This window comes from Hydrocarboniclastica marina (assembly GCF_004851605.1).
In the GTDB taxonomy this organism is placed as follows: Bacteria; Pseudomonadota; Gammaproteobacteria; order Pseudomonadales; family Oleiphilaceae; genus Hydrocarboniclastica; species Hydrocarboniclastica marina.
Genome location: NZ_CP031093.1, coordinates 720,559 through 737,473, shown reverse-complemented (window position 1 = coordinate 737,473; position 16,915 = coordinate 720,559). Strand labels below are relative to the sequence as shown.

Annotated in this window: 15 protein-coding genes; 11 read left to right on the top strand and 4 right to left on the bottom strand. The window is 58.1% G+C overall.

Annotated elements, in window-relative coordinates; genetic code table 11:
* Position 1: 1 nt before the first annotated feature.
* Positions 2–1,174: an imelysin family protein gene (locus soil367_RS03375; protein WP_136546895.1), complete on the top strand. Its 1,173-nt coding sequence runs from the start codon at positions 2–4 to the stop codon at positions 1,172–1,174.
* Here the strand turns inward: soil367_RS03375 and soil367_RS03370 are convergent.
* Positions 1,168–2,367, bottom strand: a complete 1,200-nt coding sequence (locus tag soil367_RS03370; protein ID WP_136546893.1) for a class I SAM-dependent rRNA methyltransferase — start codon at positions 2,365–2,367, stop codon at positions 1,168–1,170. The genes soil367_RS03375 and soil367_RS03370 overlap by 7 nt on opposite strands.
* Before the next feature lie 166 nt (positions 2,368–2,533).
* Here soil367_RS03370 and soil367_RS03365 point away from each other — a divergent pair, with 166 nt between their 5' ends.
* From soil367_RS03365 to soil367_RS03335, 7 genes are all read left to right on the top strand, one after another.
* Positions 2,534–3,559 carry an ArsR/SmtB family transcription factor gene (locus tag soil367_RS03365; protein ID WP_136546890.1) on the top strand — a complete coding sequence of 342 codons (1,026 nt, stop codon included), beginning with the start codon at positions 2,534–2,536 and terminating at the stop codon, positions 3,557–3,559.
* Between the two features lie 98 nt (positions 3,560–3,657).
* Positions 3,658–4,848: a methionine adenosyltransferase gene (gene metK / locus soil367_RS03360; protein WP_136546888.1), complete on the top strand. Its 1,191-nt coding sequence runs from the start codon at positions 3,658–3,660 to the stop codon at positions 4,846–4,848.
* Between the two features lie 103 nt (positions 4,849–4,951).
* Positions 4,952–6,346 (top strand): adenosylhomocysteinase, encoded by a 1,395-nt coding sequence (gene ahcY, locus soil367_RS03355; protein WP_136546886.1) that lies wholly within the window; start codon positions 4,952–4,954, stop codon positions 6,344–6,346.
* A gap of 156 nt (positions 6,347–6,502) precedes the next feature.
* Positions 6,503–7,372 (top strand): methylenetetrahydrofolate reductase [NAD(P)H], encoded by an 870-nt coding sequence (metF, locus tag soil367_RS03350; RefSeq protein ID WP_136546884.1) that lies wholly within the window; start codon positions 6,503–6,505, stop codon positions 7,370–7,372.
* A 285-nt stretch (positions 7,373–7,657) separates the two neighbouring features.
* Positions 7,658–8,419, top strand: coding sequence for a transporter substrate-binding domain-containing protein (locus tag soil367_RS03345; protein ID WP_136546882.1), 762 nt, complete (start codon positions 7,658–7,660; stop codon positions 8,417–8,419).
* 105 nt (positions 8,420–8,524) lie between these two features.
* Positions 8,525–9,199: an amino acid ABC transporter permease gene (locus soil367_RS03340; RefSeq protein WP_136546880.1), complete on the top strand. Its 675-nt coding sequence runs from the start codon at positions 8,525–8,527 to the stop codon at positions 9,197–9,199.
* Between the two features lie 21 nt (positions 9,200–9,220).
* A complete protein-coding gene (locus tag soil367_RS03335; protein ID WP_216642805.1) occupies positions 9,221–9,958 on the top strand; it encodes an amino acid ABC transporter ATP-binding protein in 738 nt (245 codons plus the stop codon).
* A gap of 74 nt (positions 9,959–10,032) precedes the next feature.
* On the opposite strand, the gene soil367_RS03330 is transcribed toward soil367_RS03335, so the two are convergent.
* From soil367_RS03330 to soil367_RS03320, 3 genes are all read right to left on the bottom strand, one after another.
* Positions 10,033–10,620, bottom strand: a complete 588-nt coding sequence (locus soil367_RS03330; RefSeq protein WP_136546875.1) for a hypothetical protein — start codon at positions 10,618–10,620, stop codon at positions 10,033–10,035.
* Entirely contained in the window at positions 10,620–11,600 is a 981-nt protein-coding gene (locus soil367_RS03325) for a hypothetical protein (protein WP_136546873.1), read from the bottom strand. The genes soil367_RS03330 and soil367_RS03325 overlap by 1 nt, the downstream gene beginning before the upstream one ends.
* A 289-nt stretch (positions 11,601–11,889) precedes the next feature.
* Positions 11,890–12,945, bottom strand: coding sequence for an acyltransferase family protein (locus soil367_RS03320; RefSeq protein ID WP_136546870.1), 1,056 nt, complete (start codon positions 12,943–12,945; stop codon positions 11,890–11,892).
* Positions 12,946–13,123: 178 nt separating this feature from the next.
* Here soil367_RS03320 and soil367_RS03315 point away from each other — a divergent pair, with 178 nt between their 5' ends.
* From soil367_RS03315 to soil367_RS03305, 3 genes are all read left to right on the top strand, one after another.
* Positions 13,124–14,536, top strand: coding sequence for a serine hydrolase domain-containing protein (locus tag soil367_RS03315; RefSeq protein ID WP_136546868.1), 1,413 nt, complete (start codon positions 13,124–13,126; stop codon positions 14,534–14,536).
* Positions 14,537–14,708: 172 nt separating this feature from the next.
* Positions 14,709–16,073, top strand: coding sequence for an adenosylmethionine--8-amino-7-oxononanoate transaminase (locus soil367_RS03310; protein ID WP_136546866.1), 1,365 nt, complete (start codon positions 14,709–14,711; stop codon positions 16,071–16,073).
* Between the two features lie 81 nt (positions 16,074–16,154).
* On the top strand, positions 16,155–16,904 hold the full coding sequence (locus tag soil367_RS03305; RefSeq protein WP_136546864.1) for a 16S rRNA (uracil(1498)-N(3))-methyltransferase: 750 nt from the start codon (positions 16,155–16,157) through the stop codon (positions 16,902–16,904).
* Positions 16,905–16,915 lie beyond the last annotated feature (11 nt).

Sequence of the window (16,915 nt, the reverse complement as noted above, 5' to 3'; positions counted from 1 at the left end):
GATGGGAAGCTCTGGAGATCTGGCCGGTTATATCGCTTCCCGAACCTGGCCAGCAAGATTACTCGGGGCCGCGCTGTCAGTCCTGCTGGTGGCTGGCTGCTCGGATCGCCAACACAGCGAGGAACCGCCGCCATCGATAGAGCAGGCAGACATTGAGTACGCGCCAGCGAATGCTGACCCCGCTCTCGCAGCAGCGCACCGGATGGCTCTGACCACGCGGCAGGAACTCTGCGCCGCAAGCAGCGTTCTTGAAAGCCAGGTCGCCGAGTTCATGCAGTCACCTTCGCGCGCGGGCCTTGGCTCTGCGCGCGAGGCGTGGAGAACGGCTCATCAGAACTGGCAGCATTGGCGCCGGCTGCTCCTTACGGCGGGCCTCGACGAGAGCGATACCGCCCACCCCATGATTGATGTCGAGCCTATTCTTCCCGGCTATCTCGACAGCGTACCCGGATACCCGATCAGCGGCCTGGTCTACAGTGAGGTGCCACTGGATCCCCAAGCCCTGGCGGAGGAACATCTGTCGACTGACCTTTATTATGTTGTGCTGGGATTTCATCCCCTTGAGTTCATGCTCTGGGGCGCGCCTGATGAAGACGGCAAACCGACGAGAAAGGCCACTGCTTTTGAGCCGGCGTCTCACGCTGACGCCGACACGGTCCCAGCGGCAGACCGCCGCCGGACACTTACCCAGAGCATGGCAGGGCTGTTGCAGCTCGCAGTAGAGGAGCACTGCGCCCCAACGGTGCCGTTGCCCGACCTGAGCGGGTTGGCAATGCTTTTCGCAACGGAGGGGAAACCGCCGACGGCCATAGGGCGCCGCGACCTGCTCGTCGCCTGGCTGGACGAACTGGCTCAGACCCTGGCCCGCTGGAGGAGTCAGCCGAGCGGAGAAGACAACAACGGGATGCCCCTGTGGCACAGCGCCTTTGCCAGAACTGACTTTACCGAGTTGGACGCAGAGTGGAGCTGGCTGATGAGACACTTCTGGCCGGAGGCTGGCCCAGATGTGTCTGCAGCGAAGCGCTTGGGCCTGTCGCTCAGAAATCTGGCGGAAGCGGAGCCAGCACCACCCGGCCTGGATGACATCTCCGCGACGCGGGACGCGGCTATGGCACTTGCCCAAACCTTAACGGGCAACGCTAGTTCCGCCAGCAAAAAAGACCTGGTTCAGTAAAAGCCACTCAGGCTGCGGCACCACAAAGCCTTGAGATATTCTGTTTCGGGGATGGCCGGGACTATCGGGTGATCCGCACTCTGATGCCCCTGCTCCAGTAACTGCACGAATCGATCAACCTTGCGACCGCTGGCGCGCACCACATCCCGTAGACGATCAGCGCCAAGATGCATCGAGCACGAGGCTGACATCAGCATGCCATCCTTGTCGAGCAACCTTAATGCCAGCTCATTCAAGCGTGCATAGGCCGCTTCGCCCTGGGGAATATCGCGCTTGCGCGGAATCAGTGCGGGCGGGTCCAGAATGATCAGGTCGTAGCGCTCGGCTTTTTCCTCCGCCAGTTTTTTCAGCGCCTCAAAGGCATCTGCCTGGAGATACTCGGCATTATCGAGACCGTTGTTACGGGCATTTTCCGCCGCATATTCAAGCGCCGCGGCCGAGCTGTCCAGAAACGTAACCTGGGATGCGCCAGCAACACCGGCTTGAACGCCCCAGCCGCCGACATAGCTGAAAACGTCCAGCACGCGTTTGCCACGAGCATAAGTCTGCAAGCGCTGACGGTTCTGGCGATGATCGTAGAACCAGCCGGTCTTCTGGCCGCCCTCTGCCGGTGCCTGGAAAGGAACACCGTTTTCTTCCACCAGCATCGAGGCCGCAAGCGTCCCATGCACGACTTCAACGTATGATGGCAGCCCTTCGATCTCACGCATTTTTCCGTCGTTTTTGAGCACGATTACCCCGGGACTGAGCAGCTTGTGGACCGCTTCAATGATCTGCTCCCGCATCAACTCCATGCCAGCGGTCGAGATCTGAACCACGCAAATATCGCCAAAGCGATCAATCACAAGCCCCGATAGGCCATCGCCATCGCCAAATACCAGCCGATAGAACGGCCTGTCATAGACTGATTCGCGCAGGCTCAAGGCCGCACTCATCCGCCGTGCCAGCAGTTGCGGCGTCATGCCCTGGCCCGCGTCACGGGTAACGAGGCGCCCGCAGATCAGGGCGTGAGGGTTCACAAAGGCGACGCCGTAAGCCTTGCCGTTGCTGGCCTGGACACTGGCCTGGGTGCCCGGTTCAAATGCGGCCAGGGGTGTCTTGGCGATATCCACTTCGTTGCTGTAGATCCAGAGATGGCCAGCCCGGATCCGACGCTCGGCGTTTTTCTTAAGGGTCAGCGGGGGAAATTGCATGTCAGGTCTCCAGGCGGCAGGAATGCTGGGCGCATGATACGTGAAAGAACCCGCCAGCGGACAGCTTCAGCCGATGGCCCGTTAACTACTGGAGGCTCTCAAGCTATATCAAAAAACTTTGATATAGTTATTGACCCGTGCCGGTGGTCCACCTAAACTCGCCCAGATGAACAGTCCCGCCAGCCTCGCGCCAGACCTTGAGAGCTCCTCCGCCGACGCGCTTGAGACGCTCTCCGCTGTCTACAAAGCCAGCGGCGATCCGCTACGCCTCGAGATACTCAGAGTACTTCGCCGCGAAACATTTGGCGTACTGGAACTGTGTCAGCTGTTTGACGCCAAGCAGTCGGGCATGAGCCACCACCTCAAAGTGCTCTCCCGGGCGGGACTGGTAGAGTCTCAGCGGGAAGGCAACGCCATCTTTTACCGGCGACCGTTGCGGCACCTGCCTGAGAGTGCCGACGAGCAGGCTGCGGATGGCATATTCCGGACACTCGACCTATACCCGCTGAGCACTGACAGGCAGAGACGAATAGCCGCCATACGCGAACAGCGCTCGGCACAGTCCCAGGCTTTCTTTGCCCGTTACGCTGAACGCTTTCGCGAACAGCAGGAGCTGATTGCAGATTTCGGGCAATACGCTGACCCGGTGGAAGAGCTCATTGATGCGCGTTTTGGTGGGGCACGACGCAAGCGGGCCATGGAAATCGGCCCGGGGGAAGGTCATTTTCTGCCCGTGCTGGCAGAGCGCTTTGAGGAAGTCGTCGGCGTCGACAATTCACGCGAGATGCTGGCGCTGGCCGCTGAAACGGCGCGCCACAAAGGATTGATGAATGTCATTCTACGGCAGGGCGAGGCTGGTGCGATCGCCAGCAGCCGCTTACAGGACAGCGTCGGTCGGTTTGATCTCGTGGTTGCCAATATGGTCTTGCATCATCTGCCTAACCCAGCAGACCTGTTTCCGGATGTAGCCGCCCTGCTTGCTCCAGAGGGCCGGTTTATCATCAGCGACCTCAGTAGCCATGATCAGAACTGGGTTCGGGAAAATTGCGGTGACCTCTGGTTGGGTTTTGGCGCCGCCGAATTGACCACCTGGGCCCGGGCAGCTGGGCTGACTGCGACTGAGCCGGCATTTATCGGGCTACGCAATGGCTTCCAGATACAGATATGGGATTTCAGTCCGGCCCGGCATTGAGCCATCGTCTTTTCACTTTGTACCTGTAATACAACAGCTACACCTAAAAAACCGCGCTTTCAACGCACGTATTTATTGATCTTGAGGGACGTTAAGTTATGAGCGAGTACAGCCTGTTCACCTCCGAGTCGGTCTCCGAGGGCCATCCTGATAAAGTCGCGGACCAGATTTCCGACGCAGTCCTGGACGCCATTCTGAGAGAAGACAAACTCGCCCGCGTGGCCTGTGAAACGCTGGTGAAAACCGGCGTGGCCATTATCGCCGGCGAAGTCACCACTTCTGCCTGGATCGACCTTGAAGAACTGGTGCGCGAAGTCATTCGCGACATTGGCTACACTTCCTCAGACGTTGGTTTTGACGGCGCAACCTGTGGCGTAATCAATATTATCGGCAAACAGTCCGTCGACATCGCCCAGGGCGTAGACCGGCAGAAGCCGGAAGACCAGGGCGCGGGTGACCAGGGCCTGATGTTCGGCTACGCAGCCAATGAGACCGACGTCCTCATGCCCGCCCCGATCTGTTTCGCCCACCGTCTGGTCGAGCGCCAGGCGGAGTGTCGTAAGTCCGGCCTGCTGAACTGGCTGCGCCCGGATGCCAAAAGCCAGGTCAGCTGCCGCTATGAAGGCGACAAGGTTGTCGGTATCGATGCCATCGTATTGTCGACCCAGCACAGCCCTGACGTGAGCCAGGAAGACCTGCGCGAAGCGGTGATGGAGCTGATCGTCAAGCACGTCATTCCAGCTGAGCTTATCCACAAAGATACCAAGTTCCACATTAACCCGACGGGCAAATTCGAGATCGGCGGCCCGGTAGGTGACTGTGGGCTGACCGGCCGTAAAATCATTGTCGACACGTACGGTGGCATGGCCCGCCACGGCGGCGGCGCGTTCTCTGGCAAGGACCCGTCCAAAGTTGACCGTTCTGCCGCCTATGCGGGTCGCTACGTAGCCAAGAATGTGGTCGCGGCCGGCCTGGCGGACCGCTGCGAGATCCAGATCTCCTACGCTATCGGCGTTGCCGAGCCTACGTCGATCGCTGTTAACACATTTGGTACCGGCAAGGTCGATGACGTCACTATCGAGAAGCTGATCCGAGCCAATTTCGACCTGCGACCCTACGCGCTGACCCAGATGCTCGATCTGCTTCACCCCATGTACCGCCAGACCGCAGCGTACGGGCATTTTGGCCGGAACCCGTTCGAAATGACCGTGGGCGACGATACCTTCACCGCATTCCCCTGGGAGAAGACCGACAAGGCTGAGCTGCTGCGTGATGCAGCACGGATCTAGGTCCTCGTACAGCTAAACGAAACACCGCTATTCACACTCACCCCGGTCTGGGCACTCACAGGCGAACATTACGCCGCCCCGCCGGGAAGCAAGGAGACAGAACATGAGCACACCCGCTGAGAAGCTGAAAAACTTCGACGACTATAAAGTGCGTGATATCACCCTCGCCGGCTGGGGCCGAAAGGAAATTGATATCGCTGAAAGCGAGATGCCGGCCCTGATGGCGCTGCGAGAGAAGTACCATGCGGAGCAGCCGCTTAAAGGCGCTTACGTGATGGGCTGCATCCACATGACCATCCAGACGGCCGTGCTGATCGAAACCCTGGTTTCCCTCGGTGCTGAAGTCCGCTGGTCATCGTGCAATATTTTCTCAACCCAGGACCAGGCGGCTGCGGCTATTGCCGCGTCTGGCATTCCGGTTTTCGCCTGGAAGGGTGAGACCGAAGAGGAGTACGAGTGGTGTCTCGAACAGACCGTCGGGGCGGGCGTCGACGGCTGGAAGCCCAACATGATCCTGGACGATGGTGGCGACCTTACCCAGCTGCTGCACGACAAGTATCCTGAGATTCTCAACAGCTGCCACGGCATCAGTGAAGAGACTACGACCGGTGTGCATCGCCTGCAGGAAATGATGCGCGACGGTTCCCTGAAAGTGCCGGCCATCAACGTCAACGATGCGGTGACCAAGTCCAAGAACGATAACAAGTACGGTTGTCGCCACAGCCTTAACGATGCCATCAAGCGTGGTGTAGATCACTTGATGTCAGGCAAAAAAGCCCTGGTCATCGGTTATGGCGACGTCGGCAAAGGCTCTGCTGCATCCCTGCGTCAGGAAGGCATGATCGTCAAGATCGCTGAAGTTGACCCCATCTGCGCCATGCAGGCGTGCATGGACGGCTACGAGGTGGTATCCCCGTTCAAGGACGGTGTTAACACCAACTCCGCCGAAGGTATCAACCGCGACCTGCTGCAGCACACCGACCTGCTGGTCACCACCACTGGCAACGTCAACGTCTGTGACCAATACATGCTGGCTGCGCTCAAGTCCGGCGCGGTGGTGTGCAACATCGGTCATTTCGATAACGAAATCGACACCGCTTTCATGCGCAAGAACTGGGAATGGGATGAGATCAAGCCCCAGGTCCACAAGATCTACCGTGACAAGGCCAGCAACGACCACCTGCTCCTGTTGTCCGAAGGCCGCCTGGTCAACCTGGGCAACGCGACGGGCCACCCTTCGCGCATCATGGACGGCTCCTTTGCCAACCAGGTGCTTGCCCAGATTTACCTGTTTGAACGCAAGTTCGCGGATCTGCCGATGGAAGAGCGTGCCGCTCGTGTCACGGTTGAAGTTCTTCCCAAGCATCTGGATGAAGAAGTGGCCAAGCACATGGTCGAGGGCTTCGGTGGCGTTATCACCAAGCTGACGCCCCAACAGGCCAAGTACATTGGCGTAGAGGTTGAAGGACCGTTCAAGCCTGACAGCTACAAGTACTGATCAGTGCGGCAATGTGGAGAGTGCGAGCAGCCACCTGGCTGTTCGCTTCCCTGTCGGCTTTTAACTTGAAAGCAGTCAGTCCGACCACAGCCCACTCCTCAAACACGCCTATTGTTCCTGGATTTTTCTGGTCCTTCTCTCAACAGGACATTAAACATGCAGTCTCAAAAACAGTTCGAACGCCGATTCAGCTTTGAGTTCTTCCCACCCAAGACGGACGCGGGCGTGGAAAAGCTGCAACAGACCCGTGACGAACTCGCCGAGCGGAAGCCCAGCTTTTTCTCGGTGACCTTCGGCGCCGGCGGCTCCACCCGCGATCGCACCATCGAGACCGTGCTCAAGCTGCACAAGCAGGGCATTTCGACGGCGCCGCACCTGTCCTGCGTTGGTTCGACTCGTGAGAGCGTGGCCGAGCTGCTCGATATCTACCGCGATAATGGCGTAAATCGCATCGTCACGCTGCGCGGCGACCTGCCCTCCGGCATGGGTTCTGCCGGAGAGCTCCGGTATGCCAATGAATTGGTGGCCTTTATCCGCGAGCACAGTGGCGACCATTTCGCCCTTGAAGTCGCGGCTTACCCGGAATACCACCCTCAGGCCAGAAGCGCCGAGGAAGACCTGAAAAATTTCCAGCGCAAGGTGGAAGCGGGCGCAAATAGCGCGATCACCCAATATTTCTACAACCCGGATGCCTACTTCTATTTTATCGACCGACTGGAGAAAGCCGGCATAACCATACCGGTCGTGCCCGGCATTATGCCCATCGTGAACTACTCCAGCCTGATCCGGTTCAGTGAGATGTGCGGGGCCGAAGTGCCGCGCTGGATCCGCAAACAGCTCGACGCCTACGGCGATGACAGTGAGAGCATCCGCAAGTTCGGTGAAGAAGTGGTGACCGAGATGTGCCGCAAACTGCTGGCCGGGGGCGCTCCCGGGCTTCACTTCTACACACTCAACCAGTCGACTCCCAGCCTCGCTATATGGGACAACCTCGCGCTCGCCCCCGAGCCCAAGATCAGCTTTTAGCGATTATTCCTGAGTAGACCCAAGGCTGGGCAGCGGCAGAGTCTCCGGCGCAGCCCAGCCTTGTTTTCCTTCCGTCTACTACCCCCTCCCTTTGTCGTCAATGCGACTTCAAGCTACCAGCAAGCGCTTGACTTAAGCTCTGGCGCGCCGCAAGGTTTTACAACACCGAAAGCGAAGTCGTCTACGAAAGCTTGATCGGCACCAGATCGAGAATAATCGGCGCATTTCGGCGAGACAAAAAAAGGACGAACACTCACCTGATAATTTGCTGGAAGGGGTAATACGATGACCAACGGATTGAAAGCACTCACCGCCGCGATTGCGATGTCGTTTTCTCTGGGCGCAGGTTCCGCGCTCGCTCAGGACGCAAAACTGCAGGCCGTCACTGATCCAAGTTTCGTTCCGTTCGAGATGCTGGACCAGGAGTCCGGCGAAATGGTCGGCTTCGACATGGACATCCTGGCCGAAGTGGCCGAGCGCGCGGGCTTTGAGTATGACCTGCGCACTATGGACTTCAACGGTATTATCCCCGCGCTCCAGGCGCGCAATGCGGACATCGCCCTGGCTGGCATCACCATTACTGACGAGCGCGAGAAAATCGTTGATTTCTCCGACCCCTACTACGATTCCGGCCTGCGCCTGCTCGTTCGCGCCAACGACGACAGCATCAAAAAGGTTGATGATCTGGAAGGTAAAACCGTCGGCACCAAGATCGGCAGCACCAGCGCTAATTACCTGCAAAAAAATGTCGGTGAAAAGGCCGAAATCACGCCCTATCCAGGCAGCAGCGATATGTATATGGCCCTGCTCGCGGGTAGTGTGGACGCGGTCTTCTATGATGCGCCCAACGTTGGCTATTTTTCAAAGACCCAGGGCGAGGGCCGCGCAAAAGTCGTCGGCCCTCTCTACGAAGGGCAGCAGTACGGGATTGCCCTGGCAGACGGCAGCGAGTGGGTCGAGAAGGTAAATAAAGCCCTGGCTGAAATGAAGGAAGACGGTACCTACGACGAAATCTACAAGAAATGGTTCGGTCAAGCTCCAGAGTAAGCCCAACCTGAGCGCGATCCCTGATCCCTTGCTGCCCGAGCTCACTTATGCCGGGCAAGGCGGAGCAGGGGTCGCGTTTTTTCGTCACCAGCAGAGGACCCCCCTGTGGAGGAACTGAGCTTTACGTTTGACTGGCAAGCCGCCATCAATTCCCTGCCCTTTCTCCTGAAAGGTCTCCCGTACACCCTGATTATCTCTTTTGGCGGGCTCTTCATCGGTTTCCTGATCGGTATCGTCGCCGGTTTGATGAGTCTCAGCCGGACGCTCCTGGTACGCTGGCCCGCGACAATCTATATCGAAATCTTTCGCGGCACGCCAATTCTGGTACAGGTGCTGTTCATTTACTATGGTCTGCCCGACCTGATAGGCGGTCCTATCAATGCGATGACCGCAGGCATTGCGGCTATTGCTCTCAATTCAGGAGCCTATATTTCGGAGGTCGTGCGCGGTGGCGTAAAGTCCATCGATCCGGGCCAGTCCGAGGCGGGTGTTTCCCTCGGCCTGAGCCGCTCGCAGACGTTCTGGTCCATTGTCTGGCCCCAGGCCCTGCGCCGCATGATCCCCCCTCTTGGCAATCAGGCTATCGTCAGTATCAAGGACACCTCACTGTTCTCGGTGATCGGCGTCGGCGAGCTCGTGCGCCAGGGTCAGGTCTACATCGCTACCACGTTCACGGCCTTCGAGGTCTATTTCATGGTCGCCCTGCTCTATCTCTCCGTAACCCTCAGCTTGTCGGTATTGCTCCGCTGGTACGAGCGGCGCGGATCAGCATCAATCTGACGGAGGTCCTGCATGAGCGCGATCGTAAAAATTGAGAACATGAACAAACACTTCGGCAGCCTCCACGTCCTCAAGGACATCGAGCTGTCCGTCGAGCCCGGCGAAGTTGTCGTAATTATCGGGGCCAGTGGCTCCGGTAAATCTACACTGATTCGCTGCGTGAACGGGCTGGAAGAATTCCAGGACGGCGCCGTGGAAGTCGTGAAGCATCAGTTAGAGCCCTACGGCCGCAATCAAAAAGCGCTGCACGAAATCCGCAGCGAAGTCGGCATGGTATTTCAGCAATTCAACCTCTTTCCCCATCTGACCGTGCTGGAAAACGTCGCCCTGGCGCCCGTCAAAGTGCGCGGCCAGAGCAAAGAGGCGGCACGCCAGAATGCCAGAGAGCTGCTTGAAAGAGTCGGCATCGCCAACCAGGCGGACAAATACCCGACCCAGCTTTCAGGCGGCCAACAACAGCGCGTGGCTATCGCCCGCTCTCTGGCAATGGAACCCCGGCTGATGCTCTTCGACGAGCCCACCTCCGCCCTGGATCCGGAAATGATCGGTGAAGTGTTGGACGTAATGCGGGAACTGGCGGCGGATGGCATGACCATGATGATCGTCACACACGAAATGGGGTTCGCCCGGGAAGTCGCCCACCGGGTGATCTACATCCACGAAGGGCAGATTGTCGAGCAGGGCAAGCCAGCCGACGTGTTCGACAACCCGCAAAACGAACGCACTCAGACCTTCCTTGCGCGGGTGCTGAAACACTGAGGCGTCTTATCTCTGGGGTCAGTTAGCGTATGACTAGACCTCTCCGGCGTTCTCCCAGCTAGCGCCCGGAGCGGTCATCGGTAGGTCCGCTCCAGGTACTTTGCCGCCTGGTCAAAACCCCTGCGGCTGTGGTTGTCGTGGAGGATCTGATGGAGCTCATCGTCCAGGCAGAAGCTAGAGTCTTTGACCCATGCGGAGTTCGTGAAGTTTTTATTAAAACGCAAAACGAAGTTGCTACATTTTGTATAGCCCGCGTCGTTGAGCGCCTTATCCCACGCTGGGTCGACAAACATTCCACTCCCAATCATGAGAGCGAGCCCTACAAACATAGCTCCAGTCGATATTCGTTTGATGTTCTCGGCGAGATAAGAAAGAGGACGTTTCAGTAAATTCCGGTATAACGTTTCAATTAACAGGATCAGAGCTACAGCTAAGCCGGTGATCGGGGCAAAAATGGCGCCTATAAGGAAATCACGCGAGACGATTAAAGCACGATCGGAGTTAATAAGGTTTTCCGCATAATTCAACTCGAAGTTATATAACCAATAAGCGAACACTGATAGCGCAACGCAGAGAAATATCATCCCTAATCGAACCCATGGGCGATCACCAGCAGGTGCGATTTCTTTTTGTTGTTCCCGTAGCAGACGATTGTATGGCATTAGTAAGCTCTTGTTGGCTTAAGCCGGCGCACTAGCTCATTTATTCTCATTTGCACGTTTCTGGCAACATGCTCGATAAGAATCCCACCTGTGACAGAAGCTGTGCAGATAACGGCATCCTCAGCCTTCAGTCGGCCGTTTCTCAGGATGGTTTTCGGATCATTTATCACCGTTGAGTATTGGCGACGCAGACGCACAATTTTTTCTACAAAGAGCTCTAAATCCTGCGGGCCAATGTCGCTCAGTCCCCAACCGGAAACAATGGCAACGAACGCGCCAACTCCATAAGCCACAAGAGCCCCTGCGCCCGCAGCGGCGATGCCCTTCGCAGCAAAAAAGCCTGCTACAGCAGCTAGTGCCGCCTTAAGGACGTCTTCCGCCATATTTCGGAGGAAATCCCGCCAACCGAATTCTTCGTCAAACACCCATGCAAAACCGTTAACCCCAGCCGAGACAACTAGCGCAACGTAGACGCCCCCCTTAGCCGCAGCTTTCAGCCCCTCAGTCCCGATGCCCAGCTTCACGATGGTCGGATTATTAATCCGGTACCGGGTTCCCCGAATCGTCGTGCGTAGGCGGTGGTTGCCCTTGAAGATGATGTACTGCTTGCCGTTGTGGACAGAGGTACGGAAAGCGCCCAGCAGGTTGCCGGATCGTTTCATGTCCGACCCCAGGGCAATCATTACCTTTGAGTCCATAGCAATGGAAATGGCCGTCGCGCCGTGAGCGTCGACAATCTGGAAGCCATTCTGGGTGAACTCCAGAGCCTGTTCCCCCAGCAACTCCTCAAATTTCGCAGAAATCTGCAACTCGGACAGGCCGCGGTCGAGATGATCGGCTATCCAGATCTTCGTGAGGTCACTGGCATTGAGCGCGTAGACGTCCACCTGATTTTCGGTGAAGTCCTGGTGGAGCTGCTTTTTCAGAGCGAGGTAGCGACTGGCTGACTGGGCACGGTTTTCCATGCATTGGGCGAACACGGGCAATTTCCTTGTGCTGGGTTCCGATCCCTAGATTCGCCGAACATTAGCACCATTACATCGAGGAAACAATTAGTCCACTTCGCACACTCTTACTCAAATTAAGGCCGACGGCGCACTCTCAGTCAAATTGTGCAGTATGGCGGCCCTTCTGAAACAAGGGCATGGATGCCCGCGAGCGAGGCGGCCACGGACGGCCGTCCCGAGCGGTGTAAGAACGGTCGCCATACTGCGCTTACTCAGCAGTATGAAGCGCCATCCACACTAAAAAGGTCCTGACGAGGTGCGATTAAAGCACCGAACGGGGCCGCTCCGGGCTAACCGCAATCTTGTCCACAGCAGATTTGCGCCGGTGATCCCTAAACCATCTCAGGGCGGGTTTCTCGACCCAGCGGTGAATGGCGTAGGCCAGCACCATCGACACACTCAGAGCCAGCCCAACACTTAAAAGCCCCGGCAACTGCTGACTGTAGCCCCAACCGATGATGCCGTAGCCGAGGTTCTGATGGATCAGGTAAAGGGAGTAAGAAACGCTCCCCAAGAGCAGTAATGGCCGTGTCGCGATGCGGTCGAGAAAACCGAATGCGGCAAGAGCAAAAGTCCCGTAGCAGGCCAGGACGAACAGACTGAACGGCGCAGGGTACGCCAGAAAAGCGTGACAGACCGAAAAAGTCAGCAGCAGTCGTTCTGCGACAGCTGGCGCACCGCGGCTATGCCAGCGATAAAGTAGCATGCCGCTGATGAAAAGGGGCGCGTAGCGAGTGAAAAGCAGGTCCTTGACCAGGAACTCCAGCCCATCCGGTATTTGGGTCCAGAACATCACTGCCAGATAGCTGATGCCAACCCACAACCACATCACGACGAAGAGCGGTTTGCCCGACCCCATCTTATAGAAGAGCACCGCCATCCAGACATAGAATGTAGCTTCGATTACAAGGCTCCAATAAGCCCCATCCACGTGGGGGCGCCCCAGGTACTCATGCAACAGCGTGAAATTCCAAAGCGCGTCTGTCAGCAGTACCGCCCTGTTTTCCGGGCCCAGAAGCTGTACTGATAGAAAGGTGATCGGGATCGCGATCCACAGTGCCGGTAAGAGCCGAAAAGCCCGCGCCAGCCCAAACCAGCCCGCGGAGGCGGTTTTCTCGAGCGTCATGAAAATAACAAAACCGCTCAGGATAAAAAAAAGATGGACGCCGTATCGTCCGAACTCAAGGAAACGCCAGGGCTCGAAGTCGTGTCCATAGAGCTGGTGGTAATAGGGCACATAGTGAAAAAGCACTACTGCCAACGCAGCAATACCACGCAGTGCGTCGAGGGCCTTTAGCCGGGGCGTGGGTTGTGTCACAGGGTATCCAGTCGGCGGAAAACAACCATTCTAACAGCGCTCACAGCTGGTGTGCTGTTGCCGTTGCTTAAGGCTGAGCCAAGACCCGACTGAATGGGCATTAAGTCACGGACCGCCCGACCTGGATTGGTTATGTTGTCGGCCCACTGCTGCCGGCCTAAACCACAAGGAGTCTTCAATGCGATCCTCTCGGGTATACACAGCTTTATTTGTTGTACTGCTATGTTCGCAAGCCCTGACAACCTCAGCCGGCCTGCTCGACGATATACCCGTGGGCACTGGCTATACCGCGCACGATCTCTGCAGTCGCACCAATGTCAGCGGCGATCAGTACGAACGCGTGCTTGAAGAGTACATCCGCCCGAAAGTGCAGCCCCTGCCCTATATCTGGTCTATCGATGCTGAGCCCAAAAAGCAGGTGGAAGTGCAGACATTCGTGCCTTTCCTGACTCACCGGCGCATCGCGCTTTACCGGGAGGGGCTCGGCTGCACCGTCGTTCAGACAGAAGAACAGGCGACGAACCTCCTCGGGCGCGACCTTAAACAGGCGACAGCGTTGCCCAGGGAAGACGCGCCGTGGCCTCAAGGCGAACAGCTGGCCGAAAGCGAGCAGCTCTCTGCGCCTGACGCTGCCCTCATAAACAGGCATGCAGATGCGATCTTCGCCGAGCCGAGTACTGAGCCGACTGAGCAACGTAATACCACCGCGTTGCTGGTGGCCGCAGATGGGCGCCTGGTATTCGAGCGCTACGCCCCAGGCTACGAGCGCGAGCAGCCTCAGACCGGCTGGTCCATGACCAAGTCCCTGACAGCGTTGATCTCCGGGCTGATGGTAACCGACGGCGCCTTCAGCCTCGACGACCCGGTGGGGCTGAGCCGGTGGGCGGACTCCGAGAAAGCAAAGATCACCTGGCGGCAACTTCTCAATATGTCGCCCGGCCTGGCCTGGTTTGAAGGCTATGGCGGTCAGAGCGACGCTACAACGATGCTGTTTTCGCAACCGGATCAGGGCGCCTGGGCGGCAGGTCTTCCGATGGAGTCCGCGCCCGGGACGGTATTCAACTACTCCACCGGCACGCCTAACATCGCCATGCTGGCGATGAAACAGCAACTCGGCGGCACGCAGGCCATCTATGACTTTTACCATAATCGCTTGTTCAGGCCGCTGGGGATGCAAAATGGCGTCATTGAACACGATTATTCGGGCACACCTATTGGTGGCGCGCGCGGCTTGCTGCGCCCGGTGGATTGGCTGCGCCTGGGTCAACTGGTGGCCAACAAGGGCGTATGGGATGGCGAGCAACTGATTGCCCGGCCGTTTATGGACTACTTTGTGGCAGCCTCGCCGGCCGCCGAAGAGTACGGCGCCTTCACCTGGCGCAAAGCTTCTGAAAAAATTCCCGCTGAGCTGCGCCAACGTTTGCCGGATGACTTGATCTGGTTTGCGGGGCACATGGGCCAATACACTGTAATTATTCCGAGTATGGATCTGGTCGTGCTACGCATGGGAGCCGCGTTCGATGAAGACGGGGCACTCGAGCAGACCTTCTCTCTTGCGGCCGACCTGGCTGAGCAGCGGCGGTCCGAATAGGCTGCTGCCCTGCCGCGCGCGACGGGGTGCATGCTAGCAATTCGAACGCAGGCGCCGTTATCAGATAAGCTGGCCGGCGCCAGATTTGCCGCAAAGCACATCGCTGATGCGGCCATTGCTTCACCTTTGGTAAGCTACGCCCCGTCCTGCTCAACCATTCAAGAGGCTGCCCATGTCCCCGAACACCACTGGTGCCAACCAGGCCCTGATGGACCGCGATCTGAAAGTCCTCTGGCACCCCTGCACCCAAATGAAGGACCACGAGCGTCTGCCTCTGATTCCGGTCAAACGCGGCGAGGGAGTCTGGCTCGAAGACTTCGAAGGCAACCGCTATATCGATGCGGTCAGCTCATGGTGGGTCAACCTGTTCGGGCACAGCAATCCGCGCATCAATAACGCCCTGAAGGAACAGGTAGAGAAACTGGAGCACGTTATTCTCGCCGGATTCAGTCATGAGCCCGTGGTGGCGCTTTCTGAGCGTCTGGTGGCCGTCACTCCGCCGGGTCTGAGCCGCTGTTTTTACGCCGACAATGGGTCTTCGGCCATCGAAGTCGCGCTGAAGATGAGCTACCACTACTGGAAAAACAGCGGCAAACCGCGCAAAAAGAACTTCGTCAACCTGAGCAACAGCTATCACGGTGAAACCCTGGGCGCGTTGGCGCTGGGAGATGTCGCCCTGTACAAGGATACCTACCAGCCCCTGCTCATGGACGTAATTACCGCGCCCTCGCCCGACGCGTACAATCGAGAGCCAGGCGAATCCTGGGAAGACTATGCCTTGCGCCAGTTTGCCGCCATGGAGCAAATCCTGGCGGATCAGCACGAAGAGATTTGCGCGGTGGTGGTTGAACCCCTGATCCAGTGCGCGGGCAGCATGCGCATGTACCATCCGATCTATCTGACGAAGCTTCGCGAGGCCTGTGACCGGTACAATGTACATCTGATTGCGGATGAGATCGCGGTAGGGTTCGGCCGCACCGGCACCCTGTTCGCCTGCGAACAGGCGAGTATTACGCCAGACTTCATGTGTCTGTCCAAAGGGCTGACCGCCGGCTACCTGCCGTTATCGGTCGTGCTGACCCACGACCGCATGTATGACGCGTTCTACGACGACTACGACACGCTCAAAGCGTTCCTGCACTCTCACAGCTACACCGGCAACCCGCTGGGATGCGCCGTGGCGCTGGCAACCCTGGACATATTCCGGGACGACGACGTCATCAACCGTAATAAAGCGCTGTCCCGCCACATGGCCGACAGCGTTGCGCACCTGCAGGATCACCCCAACGTGGGTGACATCCGCCAGCATGGCATGACCCTGGCCATCGAATTGGTCAAAGACCGCCGTACCCGCGCGCCTTTCCCGTGGCAGGAACGTCGAGGCCTGCGCGTCTACGAGCATGCCCTCACCCGCCAGGCCATGTTGCGTCCACTCGGCAATGTGGTTTATTTCATGCCCCCGTATGTCATCACTGAGGAACAGATCAGCCATCTGGCTCAGGTCGCCTCCGAAGGCATCGAGCTGGCGGTAAAATAGCCGCTGTCATCGGCCGATTCGCGCCATCCGTTGCTGGTGCGAAACGGCTGACTGGAATTGCTGACTGGATGGACTCGAAGCTTGCGCATCCCCCGCATTTACTCAGATCAGGCGCTCAGCACAGGCGCCAAAGTCGAACTCGACCCGCAGGCCGGTAATCATGTCGCCCGTGTACTGCGCATGCAGGCGGGGCAGAAAATCGTGCTCTTCAATGGCGACGGAAACGACTACGCCGCGGAGCTTACGCAGGCCGACAAGAAACGGGTCGAGGTCGTCGTTGAGTCGCAGCGGAGCGTTGCCAGTGAATCGCCCCTGCGGGTCACTCTTGGCCAGGTCATTTCACGCGGCGACCGGATGGACTATGCCGTCCAGAAAAGTGTGGAGCTGGGTGCAAGTAAAATCGTCCCTCTGGTTAGCGAACGCTGTGAGGTCAAGCTTCAGGGTGACCGGGAAGACAAACGTTTGCGTCGTTGGCAACAGGTTGCCATCAGTGCCGCGGAGCAGTGCGGGCGGGCGCGCCTGACAGAGATAGCCCCGCTCCAACGTCTCAGTGACTGGCTCCCGGCACTGGCCGATGACGGATCACGCAAACTGGTGCTTCACCACCACAGCGAACAGCCACTGGCCCAGCTGGACCGCCCTTCCCACCTGATTCTGCTGGTTGGCCCGGAAGGCGGCCTTACGCCGGGCGAAGTCGACGCCGCCCGCTCCGCAGGGTTCGTACCCACTGCCTTTGGCCCGCGCGTACTCAGGACTGAAACCGCTCCCGCGGCGGCGCTGGCCGTCTGTCAGTGGTTATGGGGCGACTGGCAGGAATCTGACGTTAGTTAACATGATGCACA